This is a genomic window from Microvirga calopogonii (genome assembly GCF_003347665.1).
Lineage (GTDB): Bacteria > Pseudomonadota > Alphaproteobacteria > Rhizobiales > Beijerinckiaceae > Microvirga > Microvirga calopogonii.
The window spans coordinates 22,587-36,716 of sequence record NZ_QDGA01000023.1 but is presented as its reverse complement, the minus strand read 5'-3'; the positions used below and the strand labels follow the sequence as shown (position 1 = coordinate 36,716).

General features: G+C 63.0%; 13 protein-coding genes. 5 read left to right on the top strand and 8 right to left on the bottom strand.

Translation table 11 applies throughout. From position 1 onward, the window contains the following. Positions 1–42 precede the first annotated feature (42 nt). Positions 43–1,431, top strand: coding sequence for an FAD-binding oxidoreductase (locus DDF70_RS17825; RefSeq protein ID WP_114946202.1), 1,389 nt, complete (start codon positions 43–45; stop codon positions 1,429–1,431). Between the two features lie 5 nt (positions 1,432–1,436). On the opposite strand, the gene DDF70_RS17820 is transcribed toward DDF70_RS17825, so the two are convergent. Next, positions 1,437–2,009, bottom strand: coding sequence for a peroxidase-related enzyme (locus tag DDF70_RS17820; RefSeq protein WP_114946201.1), 573 nt, complete (start codon positions 2,007–2,009; stop codon positions 1,437–1,439). Positions 2,010–2,137: 128 nt separating this feature from the next. On the opposite strand from DDF70_RS17820, the gene DDF70_RS17815 reads away from it, so the two are divergent. Then, complete coding sequence (locus tag DDF70_RS17815; RefSeq protein WP_114946200.1) at positions 2,138–2,938, top strand: enoyl-CoA hydratase; 801 nt, start codon at positions 2,138–2,140, stop codon at positions 2,936–2,938. 10 nt (positions 2,939–2,948) lie between these two features. Here the strand turns inward: DDF70_RS17815 and DDF70_RS17810 are convergent, their stop codons facing one another. The 3 genes from DDF70_RS17810 to DDF70_RS17800 form a co-directional block, all read right to left on the bottom strand. Then, positions 2,949–4,589 (bottom strand): acyl-CoA synthetase, encoded by a 1,641-nt coding sequence (locus DDF70_RS17810; RefSeq protein ID WP_245435539.1) that lies wholly within the window; start codon positions 4,587–4,589, stop codon positions 2,949–2,951. An 89-nt stretch (positions 4,590–4,678) separates the two neighbouring features. Next, positions 4,679–5,344 carry a bifunctional 4-hydroxy-2-oxoglutarate aldolase/2-dehydro-3-deoxy-phosphogluconate aldolase gene (gene eda / locus DDF70_RS17805; protein ID WP_114946198.1) on the bottom strand — a complete coding sequence of 222 codons (666 nt, stop codon included), beginning with the start codon at positions 5,342–5,344 and terminating at the stop codon, positions 4,679–4,681. Positions 5,345–5,380: 36 nt separating this feature from the next. Beyond that, positions 5,381–6,277 carry a sugar kinase gene (locus DDF70_RS17800; RefSeq protein ID WP_114946197.1) on the bottom strand — a complete coding sequence of 299 codons (897 nt, stop codon included), beginning with the start codon at positions 6,275–6,277 and terminating at the stop codon, positions 5,381–5,383. A gap of 405 nt (positions 6,278–6,682) precedes the next feature. Here DDF70_RS17800 and DDF70_RS17795 point away from each other — a divergent pair, with 405 nt between their 5' ends. Then, complete coding sequence (locus DDF70_RS17795; RefSeq protein ID WP_114946238.1) at positions 6,683–7,153, top strand: HU family DNA-binding protein; 471 nt, start codon at positions 6,683–6,685, stop codon at positions 7,151–7,153. A gap of 771 nt (positions 7,154–7,924) precedes the next feature. Here the strand turns inward: DDF70_RS17795 and DDF70_RS17790 are convergent. Beyond that, positions 7,925–8,164 (bottom strand): hypothetical protein, encoded by a 240-nt coding sequence (locus DDF70_RS17790; protein WP_162820471.1) that lies wholly within the window; start codon positions 8,162–8,164, stop codon positions 7,925–7,927. A gap of 288 nt (positions 8,165–8,452) precedes the next feature. Here DDF70_RS17790 and DDF70_RS17785 point away from each other — a divergent pair, with 288 nt between their 5' ends. Continuing rightward, complete coding sequence (locus DDF70_RS17785) at positions 8,453–9,262, top strand: DUF1194 domain-containing protein (RefSeq protein WP_114946237.1); 810 nt, start codon at positions 8,453–8,455, stop codon at positions 9,260–9,262. Positions 9,263–9,385: 123 nt separating this feature from the next. Here DDF70_RS17785 and DDF70_RS17780 read toward each other — a convergent pair whose 3' ends face one another. From DDF70_RS17780 to DDF70_RS17770, 3 genes are all read right to left on the bottom strand, one after another. After that, on the bottom strand, positions 9,386–10,591 hold the full coding sequence (locus tag DDF70_RS17780) for an extracellular catalytic domain type 1 short-chain-length polyhydroxyalkanoate depolymerase (protein WP_114946195.1): 1,206 nt from the start codon (positions 10,589–10,591) through the stop codon (positions 9,386–9,388). Between the two features lie 240 nt (positions 10,592–10,831). Further along, on the bottom strand, positions 10,832–12,667 hold the full coding sequence (locus tag DDF70_RS17775) for a DEAD/DEAH box helicase (protein WP_114946194.1): 1,836 nt from the start codon (positions 12,665–12,667) through the stop codon (positions 10,832–10,834). Positions 12,668–12,721: 54 nt separating this feature from the next. After that, the gene (locus tag DDF70_RS17770) at positions 12,722–13,039 is read right to left on the bottom strand and encodes a hypothetical protein (protein ID WP_114946193.1); all 318 of its coding nucleotides are present in this window, start codon (positions 13,037–13,039) and stop codon (positions 12,722–12,724) included. Between the two features lie 158 nt (positions 13,040–13,197). Between DDF70_RS17770 and DDF70_RS17765 the strand changes: the two genes are divergently transcribed. Continuing rightward, a complete protein-coding gene (locus tag DDF70_RS17765; RefSeq protein ID WP_162820470.1) occupies positions 13,198–14,073 on the top strand; it encodes a hypothetical protein in 876 nt (291 codons plus the stop codon). The last annotated feature ends 57 nt before the right edge of the window (positions 14,074–14,130 follow it).

The window sequence follows — 14,130 nt, the reverse complement described above, 5'->3', positions numbered from 1 at the left end:
TGATCAGTCAGGAGCGGTGGTGAAACCGCGAGGGATTTTTCCATGGCCAACGCGACGGACCTGCTGCAACGCCTGACCGGCCTTCTCGGCCCTTCGGTCGTCATCACGGAGGGGGCGGATCTCGAGCCTTACGCGATCGACTGGCGCAGGCTCTTTCCGGGCAAACCCGCCTGCGTCGTCCGTCCTTCCACGGCCCAGCAGGTTGCCCAGATCGTGCAGATCTGCCGCGAGGCGGGTGCCGCAATTGTCCCGCAGGGAGGCAACACGGGGCTTGCTGGCGGGGCGGTGCCGGATGCGTCCGGCACACAGGTCGTTCTGTCGCTCAACCGCATGGCGGCCATCCGCAGCGTCGATCCTGTCGGCTTGACCATCGAGGCCGAGGCCGGGTGCATCCTGAAAGTCGCCCAGGATTCCGCTGCGGCGGCGGGGCGCCTTCTGCCGATCAGCCTGGCGGCCGAGGGCTCGGCCACCATTGGCGGGGTGATCGCGGCCAATGCGGGTGGCGTGAACGTTCTGCGCTACGGCATGACCCGAAGCCTCGTGCTCGGCCTCGAGGTCGTCCTGCCCGACGGCACGCTCGTCGATGGATTGCGGAAACTGCGCAAGGACAATGCGGGCTATGATTGGAAACAGCTCTTCATCGGCAGCGAGGGAACGCTCGGGATCGTCACGGCGGCGGTCCTGAGGCTTCTGCCGCGCCCCAAGCATGCGGTGACGGCTTTGCTCTCGGTGGCAAACCCTGCAGCGGCCCTGCGCCTTCTGGAACTCGCCCAGGACGAACTGGGCGATCAGATCTCGGCCTTCGAACTGATCTCGGCCACCTCCATGCAGCTCGTCGCCAGGCACGCTGGCCTGAAAGCACCCATCGCCGAGGGCGAATGGTTCGTGCTGATCGAAGCGGCTTCCAGCCTCGCTGGCCTGCGTGAAGCTGCCGAAACCATGCTGGGCACGGCCTTCGAGCAGGAGATCGCACTCGACGGCGTCATCGCCGAATCAGGCGCTCAGGCCGCCCAGCTATGGGCCCTGCGCGAGCACGTGACGGAATCCGAAGCGCGGGAGGGCAAGAGCGTCAAGCACGACGTTTCCGTTCCGCTCACCGAGGTGCCACGATTCCTCATCGAAGCGGGAGAGGCGCTGGCCGCCGGCGCACCGGGCACGCGCGTGAACGCCTTCGGACACCTCGGCGACGGCAACATCCACTACAATGTTCTCGTGGATGCAGGCCACGACGCAGGCCTGGTGAACCGCATCGTGCACGACGTGGTGGCGGCTTTCGGCGGCAGCATCTCGGCCGAGCACGGCATAGGCCAGTACCGCGTGGGCGAGCTGGCACGCTACCGCGCAGCTCCCGAGATGGAGCTCGCCCGTGCAGTGAAACGGGCGCTCGACCCCGACAACCGTCTCAATCCGGGCAAGGTGCTTTCGGTCTGAGGGGCTCAGCCACGGCCGAGCGAATAGAATTCGTCGTTCGGCCGCATGCTGGTGACATTGGCGAGGCGGTTCGACATGGCGAAGAATGCCGCGATGGCCGCGATGTCCCAGACATCGTCCTCCGAGAAGCCGTGAGAGGCGAGCGTCGCAATATCCTCATCGCCGACCGAATAAGCCTCCAGCGCGACCTTCATGGCGAAATCCAGCATCGCCTTTTGGCGGGGCGTGATGTCGGCCTTGCGGTAGTTGATCGCGACCTGGTCGGCGATCAGCGGGTTCTTGGCACGGATCCGCAGGATCGCCCCGTGGGCGACGACGCAATATTGACATTGGTTGGCATTGCTTGTCGCCACCACGATCATCTCTCGCTCGGCCTTGGTCAGATTGCCGGGCTTGTCCATCAAGGCGTCGTGATAGGCGAAGAAGGCGCGGAACTCGTCCGGTCGGCGAGCCAGCACGAGAAAGACGTTCGGCACGAAGCCCGACTTCTCCTGAACCGCAAGGATCCGTGTGCGGATATCCTCCGGGAGGCCGGAGATCTCAGGGACGGGAAAGCGGCTGATCGGCGGCTTGCTCACGACTGGCACCTCTTCGAGTAAGACCCTGTATACGAGGTGGCGTGCCTCGAGGTCTTATTGCCAGATCGAGCTTATTCAGGTTGGATCCTCCATACAATGTGCGAGAACCGATCTGGAGGAGAACGCCGATGAGTGCCCAGCAGGCCGCGTCCAGCCATGACATTCTGATGCGCGACGAGCAGGATGGGGTCGTGACGCTGACTCTCAACCGTCCTGCCCAGTTCAATGCTTTGTCCGAGGACATGCTGACGGCGCTCCAGGAAGCGCTGGACGAGTTGAAGGAGGACGACGCGGTCCGCTGCGTCGTTCTTGCCGCTTCAGGCAGGGCCTTCTGTGCGGGGCACGACCTCAAGCAGATGCGGGCCAACCCGCGGCAGGCGTATTATCAGGCGCTGTTCGCGCAGTGCAGCCGGGTGATGCAGGGGATCATCAACCTGCCCGTTCCGGTCATTGCTCGCGTGCATGGCATGGCGACCGCCGCGGGCTGCCAGCTGGTTGCTTCCTGCGATCTGGCTGTTGCCGCCGAGAGCGCGACCTTCGCCGTCTCGGGCATCAATGTGGGTCTGTTCTGTTCCACGCCGGCCGTGGCGCTTTCCCGCAACGTTTCACCCAAGCACGCCTTCGACATGCTGGTGACCGGGCGTTTCATTTCGTCCAGCGAGGCCCTGTCTTTCGGGCTCATCAACAGGGTAGCGCCCGATGCCATGCTGGACGAGGCCGTTGCCGCATTGACGGCGGATATCTGTGCCAAGAGCCCGGTTGCGATCCGGACGGGAAAGGCCATGTTCAGCCGTCAGCGCTCCATGAGCCTGGAGGAGGCTTATGCCTATGCCGGAGACGTCATGGCCTGCAACATGATGGCTGAAGATGCCGCCGAGGGGATCGATGCCTTCATCGAGAAACGTAAGCCCGTGTGGAAGGGGCGATGAATCGCCCCGATCAAACTCCGGCCTTGTGAGCCCGGGCCATCTCCCGCAGCTGGAACTTCTGGATCTTGCCCGTGGAGGTCTTGGGCAGCTCCGTGAAGATGACCGTGCGGGGGCACTTGTAGGAGGCGAGATGCTGCCGGCACCACGCTATGATGTCCTCCGCCGGGAGTGACTGATCGGGCTTCAGCTCCACGAAGGCGCAGGGCGTCTCGCCCCATTTCTCGTCCGGCATCGCGACGACGGCAGCCGCCTGGATCGCAGGATGCCTGTAGAGGGCATCTTCCACTTCGATGGACGAGATGTTCTCGCCGCCGGAAATGATGATGTCCTTGGAGCGGTCCTTCAACTGCACGTAGCCGTCGGGATATTTCACGCCGAGGTCGCCGGAATGGAACCAGCCGCCCTCGAAGGCCTTTGCCGTGCCGGACGGATTCTTGAGATAGCCCTTCATGACGACATTGCCGCGGAACATGACCTCGCCGAGGCTCTGCCCGTCGGCAGGTACCGGGCGCATCGTTTCCGGATCGAGCACGTCGAGGGCTTCCAGCACCGGATAGCGCACACCCTGACGAGCCTTCTTGGCCGCATAGCCGCTTGAGTCGAGCGCATCCCATTCTTCATGCCACTCGTTGACGACCGCCGGACCATAGACTTCCGTCAGGCCATAGAGATGCGTCACGTCGAAGCCCGCTGCCTTCATGGCCGCGAGCACAGCTTCCGGCGGGGGAGCCGCGGCCGTCAGGAATTTGACCGCATGGGGCAGGGGGCGTTTCTCGGAAGCAGGCGCATTGAGCAGCGTCGACATGACAATGGGTGCACCGCAGAGATGCGTGACCCCGTGGTCGGCAAGCGCGTCGTACATGGGCTTCGCGCGGACTGCGCGCAGGCAGACATGAGTGCCCGCGACGATGGACAGCGACCAGGGAAAGCACCAACCGTTGCAGTGGAACATGGGCAATGTCCACAGATAGACGGGATGCTGCCCCATGCCGGCGGTGAGGATGTTGCCCATGGCGAGCAGGTAGGCGCCGCGATGGTGATAGACGACGCCCTTCGGGTCGCCCGTGGTGCCTGAGGTGTAGTTCAGGGTGATCGCGTCCCACTCGTCCCGAGGTGGATTCCAGGCAAACTCAGGATCGCCCTCGGCCAGCAGTTCCTCATATTCCATGGTACCCAGCCGTTCGCCGGGGCCGGTGAATTCAGGGTCGTCATAGTCGATGACGAGGGGTTTAACCGAAGATTGCGCCAGCGCCGCCTTGATGGTGGCCGAGAACTCCCGGTCCGTGATCAGCACCTTGGCTTCGCTGTGCTCCAGAGAGAAGGCAATGATCTTGGCGTCGAGGCGCGTGTTCAGCGTGTTGAGCACGGCGCCGGCCATGGGGACGCCGTAATGGCATTCGAGCATGGCGGGCGTGTTGGGAAGCATGACCGAGACGGTATCGCCGCGACCGATTCCGCGCTTGGCGAGCGCGGACGCTAGGCGCCGGGCCCGGGCGTAGAAGTCACGATAGCTGCGAACGAGAGAGCCGTGGATCACGGCCGGACGATCCGGATGAACGCTCGCGGCCCTCTCCAGGAAGGAGAGCGGCGTCAGCGGCTGAAAATTTGCCGGATTCTTGTCGAGGTTCGTATCGTAGATCGTTGAGGTCACGGGCATTCCTCCCCCGCCGACGAGTATCGCCAGGGGGAAGGACACTGACAATCCTACGAAATGTCAGCCTTTGAACGACCCGCGGAGCTTCATTCCTTGATCGACATCATGGCGCGCTGCGCTTTCGCCGTGATCTCGCCCCAGGCCTGGGCACGAATATCCGAGGGCTGGCAGACCCACGATCCGCCGATCGCCACGACGTTCGACAGGGCGAGCCAGTCCCGGGCGTTCTTCTCGTCGATCCCGCCCGTCGGGCAAAAGCGCGCCTGCGGGAACGGTCCGGCAAGGGCCTTGAGAGCCGGAATGCCGCCGGCTGCAACCGCCGGGAAGAACTTGACGGTCTGAAAGCCATGGGCGAGGGCTGCCATCAGCTCGGAGGCAGTCGCGATGCCGGGAATGAACGGCATCTCGCTCCGGCTCGCCGCTTCGAGCAGGTCCGGCGTGGCACCGGGGCTCAAGGCATAGCGTGCGCCGAGGGCCTGAGCACGCTCCAGATCCTTCGGGGTCAGAACGGTCCCGATGCCGACGATGGCCTCCGGCACATCCCGGATGATGGCGGCTGCGGATTCTGCTGCAGCGGCAGTGCGCAGGGTGATTTCCAGCAGGCGCAGCCCGCCCGCTACGAGAGCCCGCGCGAGGGGAACGGCATCCTCCACACGCTCCAGCGTGATCACCGGAACGATGGGGCCGGCGCGGAGGAGATCGGCCAGCGTCTTGCTGCGGGCGCTGGCGAGGTCCTTCTGGTCTTGAGGCATGACAGGAACTCCCTGGATGGAGATGATCGAAAGGCTCTATGGCATGGCCTCGCGCGGAATGATCGCGCCGCGATAGCGCACGACCTGTCCGGCGAGGCGATGTCCTGCCGCCGCAGCGGAACGAGGAGTCTCCCCCGACAGGCGTGCATTCAGATAGGCGGCGGCGAAGCTGTCGCCGGCCGCCGTGGTGTCGACCACGTCTTCCGCAGGCTTGCCGGGCACGAGAATGTCCTCACCTTGCGATAGGACGCGGCAGGTCAGGTCGGGATGTTTGAGGACGATCTCCGCCCGGTCGGAGAAAGCCAGCAGTTCGTCCACACCCTTGTCGCCGAACAGGAGATCGAGATCTTCCGTGGACGCGAGGATGATGTCGGCGCATTCGAAGGCCTGACGGAAGGCAGCCCTCGCGACCTCCGGATCCGGCCAGCCGCGCGGGCGGAAATTCGTGTCGAATGCAACCCGCCGGCCCCTGGACCGGGCGTCGCGAAGAACGTCGAACAGACGCTCGCGGCCGCTCTCCCCGTAGAGAGAAAGCGAAATGCCCGAGAGGTAGACGAGATCGTAGGTGCCGATGGATTCGATGACGCTCGCGGCTTCCGGCGCCTGGAACAGCAGACGCGCGGCTGCGGTTTCGCGCCAGTAGGAGAAACGGCGTTCGCCCTTCGGATCGGTTTGGATGATGTAGAGTCCCGGGAGACGCCCGGGCAGGCGCAGCACCTGTTGCGTCCCAACGCCTTCCTTGTTCCAGGCCGCGATCAGCTCGTCGCTCCAGCTGTCGTCTCCCAGCGCGGTGATGTAGTCGGTCCGGGTTCCGAGACGGGCCAAGTAGACGGCCGTGTTGAAGGTGTCGCCGCCATAGCCTCTGGACAGCCGGCCATCGGCCTCCTCCCGAAGCTCGATCATGCATTCACCGATGCAGGCGACTTTTGTCATAATTTCACCGTGGCGCGTTTCGGAACGTGGAGAGCCTCAGCCCGTTGCCGATCCAATAACCGGAATACTGCAATTTTGCGACAGGAGAGGGGACATCAAAATATCCCCGGATGTCCAGACCTAAGACGAGAAAGAGACAGGGCAACCGTGGGATAACCCCTATCCGGACTCGAAATGCGGTTCTGCCGGCGACGTTTCTTTGCATGCGATTCCTGTCAGGCGTCGGATACGGAGCGCGCTTCAAAGCCTTGCGGAGCTAGCATTCAGGCCATTCTTGACGAGAAATCGACAAGTAACTCGTACTATTGTGCGGAAAGCCGGCTTTGCCATCTTTAATTCTTGGCTGAAAGCGTTATTGAGATTCTGCTGTCTTATGCATTCACCATCTACAATAAGGAGTTTCTGATGGCCAAGACTGCAACCAAGGTTTCCAAGAAGGCCCCGGCCAAGAAGGCTGCGGCCCCTAAGGCTGCAGCGAAGGCATCGTCGAAGGCTGCAAAGGCACCCGCGAAGGCCGCCAGCAAGGCTGCTGCGACCAAGGCTCCGGCGAAGAAGGCGGCCGTGAAGAAGGTTGCGAAGGCTTCCTCCTCGGCATCGTCCCCGATCCTGACGCTGCGCCACATCGCTGAGAAGCTCTCCGAGCTGCACGAGGTTCCCAAGCGCCAAGCCAACGAGATGCTGACCCAGGTTGTCGAGATGATCGCCAAGAGCCTGAAGAAGGGCGACAAGATTCGCCTGACTGGCCTCGGCATCCTCCAGGTGCGCAAGCGCGCCGCTCGCATGGGCCGCAACCCTCAGACCGGCGAGCCGGTGAAGATCAAGGCTTCGAAGAAGATCGCTTTCCGCGCTGCCAAGGACCTCAAGGAATCCATCTGATCCTTGAGCGACGGGGACAGCGCCCGACGCATGTCCCATCAGGTTTCCGACAGGGAGCAAGGCGGCCATCCGCCTTGCTCTGTTCGTTGAGGGTATTGTTCGGTGAAGGGGTCCGGTTCAGCGGCAGAATGCGGCCCGGCGCGGAGGAGAGAGGCTTCCTCGCAAGTGGAGACAGCTCTGGGGCGGTGGCGTCTTCCTGAGTGTCGCGATGAAAGCCTCCCGCTTCTCAGTAAGACTGGATTGAGAGGCCTCGCCTCCTTGCATGCACAGGATGGCCGGGCGCTGTTCGAGTCACATGTCCTTCGCCCGACGACCCGGTAGCACTTTGGGCAGGAAACCTTCCTCGGGCACACATCTCGGCACGTACGCCCGTCATGGCGTCAATCACCGCGCAAGCGTCCAGCGCAACGAAACTGCCATCGATGCTGCAGGTATACTCTGGCTTATGGATACTTGATTCTGGTCGAGCACAATTGGGCCGGTAGAAACGCTCAACTATCAGCGTCGTTTCTTCCCACCCCAGAGCATCGTTTGGAGCGGCCCACAGGGGCGTACGGTGCACTCTAGGGCATCGGACCTGAAAGTGGATTGTACTTTTGGGATGCTATCCGATGCTCCTCTCTTTGAAGAGCGCTACGCAAATTGTTGATTCCGCACTCGGCCGCGACTGCGTTCGGGCTCACCATGATCATCTTCATTCCGATCTGAACGCATGCTCGGCGTGTGACCCATGATCGACTGATCTTCGCGCTTTTGGAGGCGAAGGATAGATCAGTTGAACGCGTAGCTCGGAGCCTCGCCCATTTGGGCCGCCTTGGCTGCGAGCAGCAGAGCCTCGCCGAGTTCCCGGGCGTGCTCGGGCGTCATGGCAACCGGCATCTGGTGGCGGATGCCGCGCTCGTATTCCTCAGGCGTTGTCGCGAGTTCGATCACCATCATCGCGTCGCGGCCGTCGAGCGTACCGACGGAGAAGCTGGTGAGAGCGCCGATCAGATCCATATCCGGTTTCATGGTTTTGCCCTTTGCGTAGCGTAAGAAATATCTACTCGAACGGGTCATCCCTGTCTGCTCTGCGTATAGAGGGTGGATTTTGTTACGTATTCCGGGCGTGCTCCGAAAACGAATGGTCGGCGGTTGCCCGCCGTTTCGCAGCCGTCGGGAAAAGGGGAGTATTCGCGACGCCAAGTAAACTCGCCAATTTATCGGCCAAGTTTGCGTATCAAATGCCTGATTGAAACGTTGACAGACAGTAATCTTGGCCGCGGATCGCGCGATTGAAGGCCGGGAACGGAGATGGTCATGGCGAATATGTTCCTGAGTACTCTCGCGTTCTTTCTTCTGGCCGGTGATGTTCTTGCTGGCGGACCCGCTCCGGAAACCCAGCTCGATGTCGCCCTCGTGATCGCGGTCGATGTATCGTCCTCGATGGAAAGTGACGAGCAGGGTCTTCAGCGCGAAGGTTTCATCGATGCCTTCCGATCCTCTCTCGTCCATGAGGCCATCGGGAGCGGCCTGAACGGCCGCATCGCCGTCACCTATGTGGAATGGTCCGGTGTCAAGGATCAGCGGGTCATCGTGCCGTGGACGATCATCGACAGCCCTGAAAAGGCGATGTCGTTCTCCAACCAGCTCGCCTATCAGCCGATTCGCCAAGCGGGAATGACCTCGATTTCCGGAATCATCGACCAAAGCCGCAAGCTCTTCGAGCAGCTAGGAGGGAGTCCGGTCCGCCGCGTCATCGACATATCGGGAGATGGTCCCAACAACGACGGCCGCCATGTCACCTATGCGCGCGACGAGGCAGTCGCGGACGGTATCATCATCAACGGCCTGCCCATCATGTTCACTCGTGGCACCGGCACTGCAGAGCAGGAGGATTTGGATCTCTACTACAGGGAGTGCGTGATCGGGGGCGTCGGCTCCTTCGTGCTTCCCCTGCATGATCCGGAGCAGTTCGCCATGATGGTCCGCACAAAGATCATGCGGGAGGTCGCGGGGGTTGGCGATGCGCGGTCCTTGATCATGCCGGCCCAGTTGGGAAGCATGAACTGCATCACGGGGGAAAGACGCAAGCAGGAAGATCTGCTGAGCCAGGATAAGAAGCCCTGAAGGGCGCTCCAACTCCTCTGTGCCCACCGGGAGAATTTTCGATGGAGTGGATCCGATCCATCGCCAAAGAATGCGACCCCGCAAGGATGAGTTGGCTCCACGCGCGTGGAGCCACCTCCATGCTCATTTCATGAGGCCAGCGGACCTGAGTGCCTTCGTGATCACCGCGCCGATATCCAACTGAGACGGCGGCCGCTTGCTCCGCTGCGCAGCGTGCGCAGGGCTCTCCATGTCGGGCGCTTCCGTTGCGGAGGGGAGCACGTGAACGGTCGCTGTCGTGTCGCGGGCGGCAGCGTCATCGGCGCTCTGGCTCGATACTCTCCCTTCGAAGGGTTCCGTCAGCCCCCAGAACTTCGCGATCCGGTAGCTCGACGAGATGCCCACATCGAGCAGGAAGGGGCCGGCCGTACCGTAATTGTGCTCGTCGTTGCCGACGGCCAAGGGCGTGCCGTGCGCCATGCCGGTGATGACATATTCCTCGATGATCTCGTCGCCTGCGTCATTGGCCCAGGCGCGTCTCGGGTAGCCGTCCACGACGTCGCTGCGGCTCGCTTCGGCACGAAGCCCGTGCACATTCGTCCATTGTTTGATGATCTCGCCCGCATTCATCGGCTTGACCGTCGCGTCTGCGCTGCCGTGCCACACGGACACTTTGGGCCACGGTCCCCTGTGGGATGACGCTTCCCGTACGAGGGCTCCCCATTCCTCGGCGGAACGCGTCTGCCCCTGGAACATGCACTCGAAGGCCTCCGGAATGCTGGTGGCGGAGCGATAGGGCAGGCCGGCAATGATGGCGCCCCCGGCGAAGACCTCCGGATAGGCAGCGAGCATGGTCGAGGTCATTGCGCCGCCGGCCGAGAGCCCGGTCACGAAGATCCGGCGGCGATCAAGGCCGTGCCGCTCGATCGCGTGCTCGACCATCTGCCGGATCGAATGAGCCTCGCCGCGGTCCCGCTCGATATCGGCAAGCTGAAACCAGTTGAAGCAGCGCTTCGGGTTGTTGGTCTCCTGCTGTTCGGGATAGAGCAGAACGAACCCGTAGCGGTCCGCGAGCGCCGACCAGCCCGAGCCATGATCATAGCCTGCCGCCGTCTGCGTGCATCCATGCAGGACAACCACGAGGGCGGGTGAAGGCGGCAGACTTTCCGGAACGTAAGTCAACATTCTCAGATTGCCGGGATTGGAGCCGAATCCGCTGACTTCGTTCAGCCGCGAAGGCACCGATGGAGTTCCCATCGCAGGGGATGCGGCGTTCGCCGCGTTCATAACGGTTTCCCACTGGCGGCGGTAATGTGCCAATTGGCGAATCATTTGCCCTAAGCGTTGCATAATGACTGGGCCCTTTCGGGTAAGGAGTTATCTCAAAGCCAACGCCTCATATGGGGTTTATGTTGCATCGCACAATAGTCTCGCTGCAATGCGCAATGCAAGCAGCTTCCCTGGAGACCGTCTCAGGAGCTTGCCCACTTCTCCTACGAAACGGAGACGGACAGCGTGATATCGCCTCACCATCGTTGAGCGCAAAAAATTCAGGCCGGGACACGCTGCTGTCCCGGCCTGTTTCCTTCATCAGGAGCGTTTCTCCGAAGATCTCTTCTTGTCCTTCGGGCGCTTCTGGTCCTTCGGACCTTTGCTGTCCTTGGCCGTCCGGTACGGAGGAGGTCCGCCTCTCTCCTGGGACGGCTTGCCTTTCGGCTTGTCCCACGGCTTGCCCTCACGGGGGCGCCTGTCGTGTGACTTGCCCGGTCCCGCATCTGCGGGCTCGATGCGAATGTCCTCGTCATTGGACTTGCGCGCGGCTGCGGCGAATTTCGGCGCATGCGACTTGGCGATCTCGAACTTGGTCTCGCGATCGAAGATCTTGATCGAGCCGATTTCCTTCTTCGTCACGTGACCCAGGCGGCAGATGATCGGCAGCAGCCAGCGGGGGTCGGCGTTGTTGCGGCGCCCGACGCTCATGCGGAACCACACCATATCCTCGGACGAGCGTTCGAAGCCCTCGTCGGACGAACCGCGGCCTCTCTCCTTGAAACCGCGCTGGCGCTCGTCCTGCCGCTCGCGCTTGTCCTTGCGCTGGCGTGGCTCGCGATCTGCGCCTGCATCGACGATTTCTTCCGGCGCAGGCAGACGCGCGCGGAAGAACCGCGCCAGGGCATTGGCGATGTCATCGGCCGAGCGTTCTGCAAGGAGAGCCCGCGCCATGGCGAGATCCTCTTCCGTCGCCTCTTCGGAGAAGATCGGATCCTGCATCATGCGTTCGCGGTCGCGCTGGCGGATTTCATCGGCGGTGGGCGGACCGGCCCAGGTCACGTCGACGCCGGCCATGTCGATCAGCCTCTCGGCCTTGCGCCGGCGCGTATAGGGCACGAGCATCACGCACACGCCCTTGCGGCCCGCGCGGCCCGTGCGGCCGCTGCGGTGCAGGAGCGTTTCGTGATCGTTCGGCAGGTCGAAATGGATCACGAGGCCGAGATCGGGCAGGTCGATGCCGCGGGCCGCCACGTCGGTCGCCACGCAGACGCGGGCGCGGCCGTCGCGCAACGACTGCAGGGCGTTGCTGCGCTCGTTCTGAGTCAGCTCGCCCGAGATGGCGACCGCCGCAAAGCCGCGCTCGATCAGGCTGGCATGCAGGTGACGCACCGCCTCGCGGGTATGGCAGAACACCATGGCGCCCCGGCTCTCGTAAAAACGCAGCACGTTGACGACCGCATGCTCGACCTCGTTGGGCGCGATCCTGAGCGCGCGATATTCGATATCGCCATGCGGCTCGTTCTCGACCAAGGTGTCGATGCGATGCGCCTCGCGCTGATAGCGTCGGGCCAGGGTGATGATGTTCTTCGGCAGGGTGGCGGAGAACAGGAGCGTACGCCGATCCTCGGGCGTGGCGTCGAGGATGAACTCCAGATCCTCGCGGAAGCCGAGATCGAGCATCTCGTCCGCCTCGTCGAGCACCACGACGCGCATCTTCGAGGTGTCGAGGCGGCCGCGCTCCAGGTGGTCGCGCAGGCGGCCCGGCGTTCCGACGACGATATGGCAGCCGTCGGCCAGGGCCCGCTGCTCCCGGCGCACGTCCATGCCGCCGACGCAGGAAACCACCCGCGCACCCGCCGGGCCATAGAGCCAGATGAGTTCGCGGTTGACCTGGAGAGCGAGCTCGCGGGTCGGGGCAATGATCAGGGCCAGAGGCTCGCGCGGGGCGTCGAAGCGCTCGGCGTCGCCCAGGAGAGTGGATGCCATGGCGAGGCCGTAGGCAACGGTCTTGCCCGAGCCGGTCTGGGCGGAGACGAGGAGGTCGCGGTCACGGGCATCCGGCTCCAGCACGGCGGCTTGGACCGGGGTCGGGTCGTTGTAGCCTCGGTCGGCAAGGGCGCGTTCGAGGCTGGGATTGGTCTTGGGAAAAGGCATGTGAATAGGGCTGAACCGTGTTGGGGAGCCTACCAAGGGCTCCGTTAGGAATGATCAGCCGGAGGCGGCGGCGTCGTCAATTTCGTCGATGGACACCAGGAACACGACATCGATATCGAGGTCGCCGTCATTGTCTTCGTCGTCTTCGTCGACCTCGTCCTCTTCATCCAGGGCCTCATAGAAGGCATCGATCTCATGTTCCGATGCGGGCCGTGTCGTCAAGGCAGCTGAGCCGTCCCAGAGGGACCGGCCCTCGCTCTTAAACGACTTTAGGTCATCTTTAAAGCTCTCACTGAAAAAGAGTTCGCGGGCCTGTTCCTCGTCCGCGTTCGTCACGGCGGCCGCCTTGCCGTCGATTTCCAGGGTGACCATGGCTCTTCCTTCGACAATAGGTTGATCAAAGCACTAACGCCTAGGTGCGGAATTCGATCAAACCGAAAGGCCTCAAGACTTTCCGGTCTCGCGAAGCATGTGAAAAGCACTTAAGACCAGTATAGACACGAAGCGACCAATATGAGACCAGTTAATTCGTGAACCCGACTGGACTCATTCCCCATTTCCGGTCTTTGGACCGGCTGTCCCTGCCAGGCTCCCGCGTCAATGAGGACGGGATCGGCCTGCACGGACCTTTTGCCTGGGTCATCGACGGGGCGACCGGGCTTTCGGACGAGAAGCTCACCTCCGGAGGCAGCGATGCCGCCTGGCTCGCCGGAACCGTCGGCGACCGGCTGATGCACCTCGCCGGGGAAATGGATGCCGATGCGATGCTGAGCCGGCTCGAAGCCGCCATCGATGCGGTCTTTCGGGAGGTCACGGCCCATTTGCAGGAAATTGACGACCATCAGGCGCCCTCCGCCTGCCTCGGCCTGATCGAGGCTGGAGCTGGGGAGAGAGGGCGCATCGCCGTGCAGGGCCGGTTCCTCGGCGACGTGATCGCTCTCGTGCCCACGGAGCAGGGGATTGTTCGCTGGAGCGACGAACGGGCGAAGCCTTTCGAGAGGAAGACCCTGGCGGCCCTCGGGGCCCGGGAGCATGAGCCAGGCTCCATCCCCGAGGCAGTCAGGCGCCAGATCCTCGAGAACCGTGCCAGGCTCAATCGGCCGGACGGCTATTGGGTCGTGAACCCGCGCCGCCCATGGGCCGGGCGAGAACTGCGCTTCGACGCGCAGGTGGAAGCGGGCGCCCCGATCGTCGTGGCGACCGACGGATTCATGAGGCTCGTCGATGTGTTCGGAGCGTACTCGGACAGTACCCTGCATGCCCGGCTTGCGGCAGGCAAGGGGACCGAGCTGATGCAGGAATTGCGGGAAAGAGAGCGGGGCGACCTCATGGCGGGCGCTTATCCTCGTGTTAAAACCCACGACGACGCGACGTTTCTCGTGATCTCAGCCGAGCCATATGGCTGAAGGAATTCCGCCCGGCATGGCCGAGAATCAGGCCGGGTGGTGGGAGGACAAGGACTT

Bases quoted from the DNA above. Each gene is read 5' to 3' on its own strand.
- DDF70_RS17790 (WP_162820471.1), bottom strand. From the start codon at position 8,164: ATGAAACCGGATATGGATCTGATCGGCGCTCTCACCAGCTTCTCCGTC.
- DDF70_RS17780 (WP_114946195.1), bottom strand. From the start codon at position 10,591: ATGCAACGCTTAGGGCAAATGATTCGCCAATTGGCACATTACCGCCGC.
- eda (WP_114946198.1), bottom strand. From the start codon at position 5,344: ATGCCTCAAGACCAGAAGGACCTCGCCAGCGCCCGCAGCAAGACGCTG.
- DDF70_RS17800 (WP_114946197.1), bottom strand. From the start codon at position 6,277: ATGACAAAAGTCGCCTGCATCGGTGAATGCATGATCGAGCTTCGGGAG.
- DDF70_RS17795 (WP_114946238.1), top strand. From the start codon at position 6,683: ATGGCCAAGACTGCAACCAAGGTTTCCAAGAAGGCCCCGGCCAAGAAG.
- DDF70_RS17775 (WP_114946194.1), bottom strand. From the start codon at position 12,667: ATGCCTTTTCCCAAGACCAATCCCAGCCTCGAACGCGCCCTTGCCGAC.
- DDF70_RS17770 (WP_114946193.1), bottom strand. From the start codon at position 13,039: ATGGTCACCCTGGAAATCGACGGCAAGGCGGCCGCCGTGACGAACGCG.
- DDF70_RS17825 (WP_114946202.1), top strand. From the start codon at position 43: ATGGCCAACGCGACGGACCTGCTGCAACGCCTGACCGGCCTTCTCGGC.
- DDF70_RS17815 (WP_114946200.1), top strand. From the start codon at position 2,138: ATGAGTGCCCAGCAGGCCGCGTCCAGCCATGACATTCTGATGCGCGAC.
- DDF70_RS17785 (WP_114946237.1), top strand. From the start codon at position 8,453: ATGGCGAATATGTTCCTGAGTACTCTCGCGTTCTTTCTTCTGGCCGGT.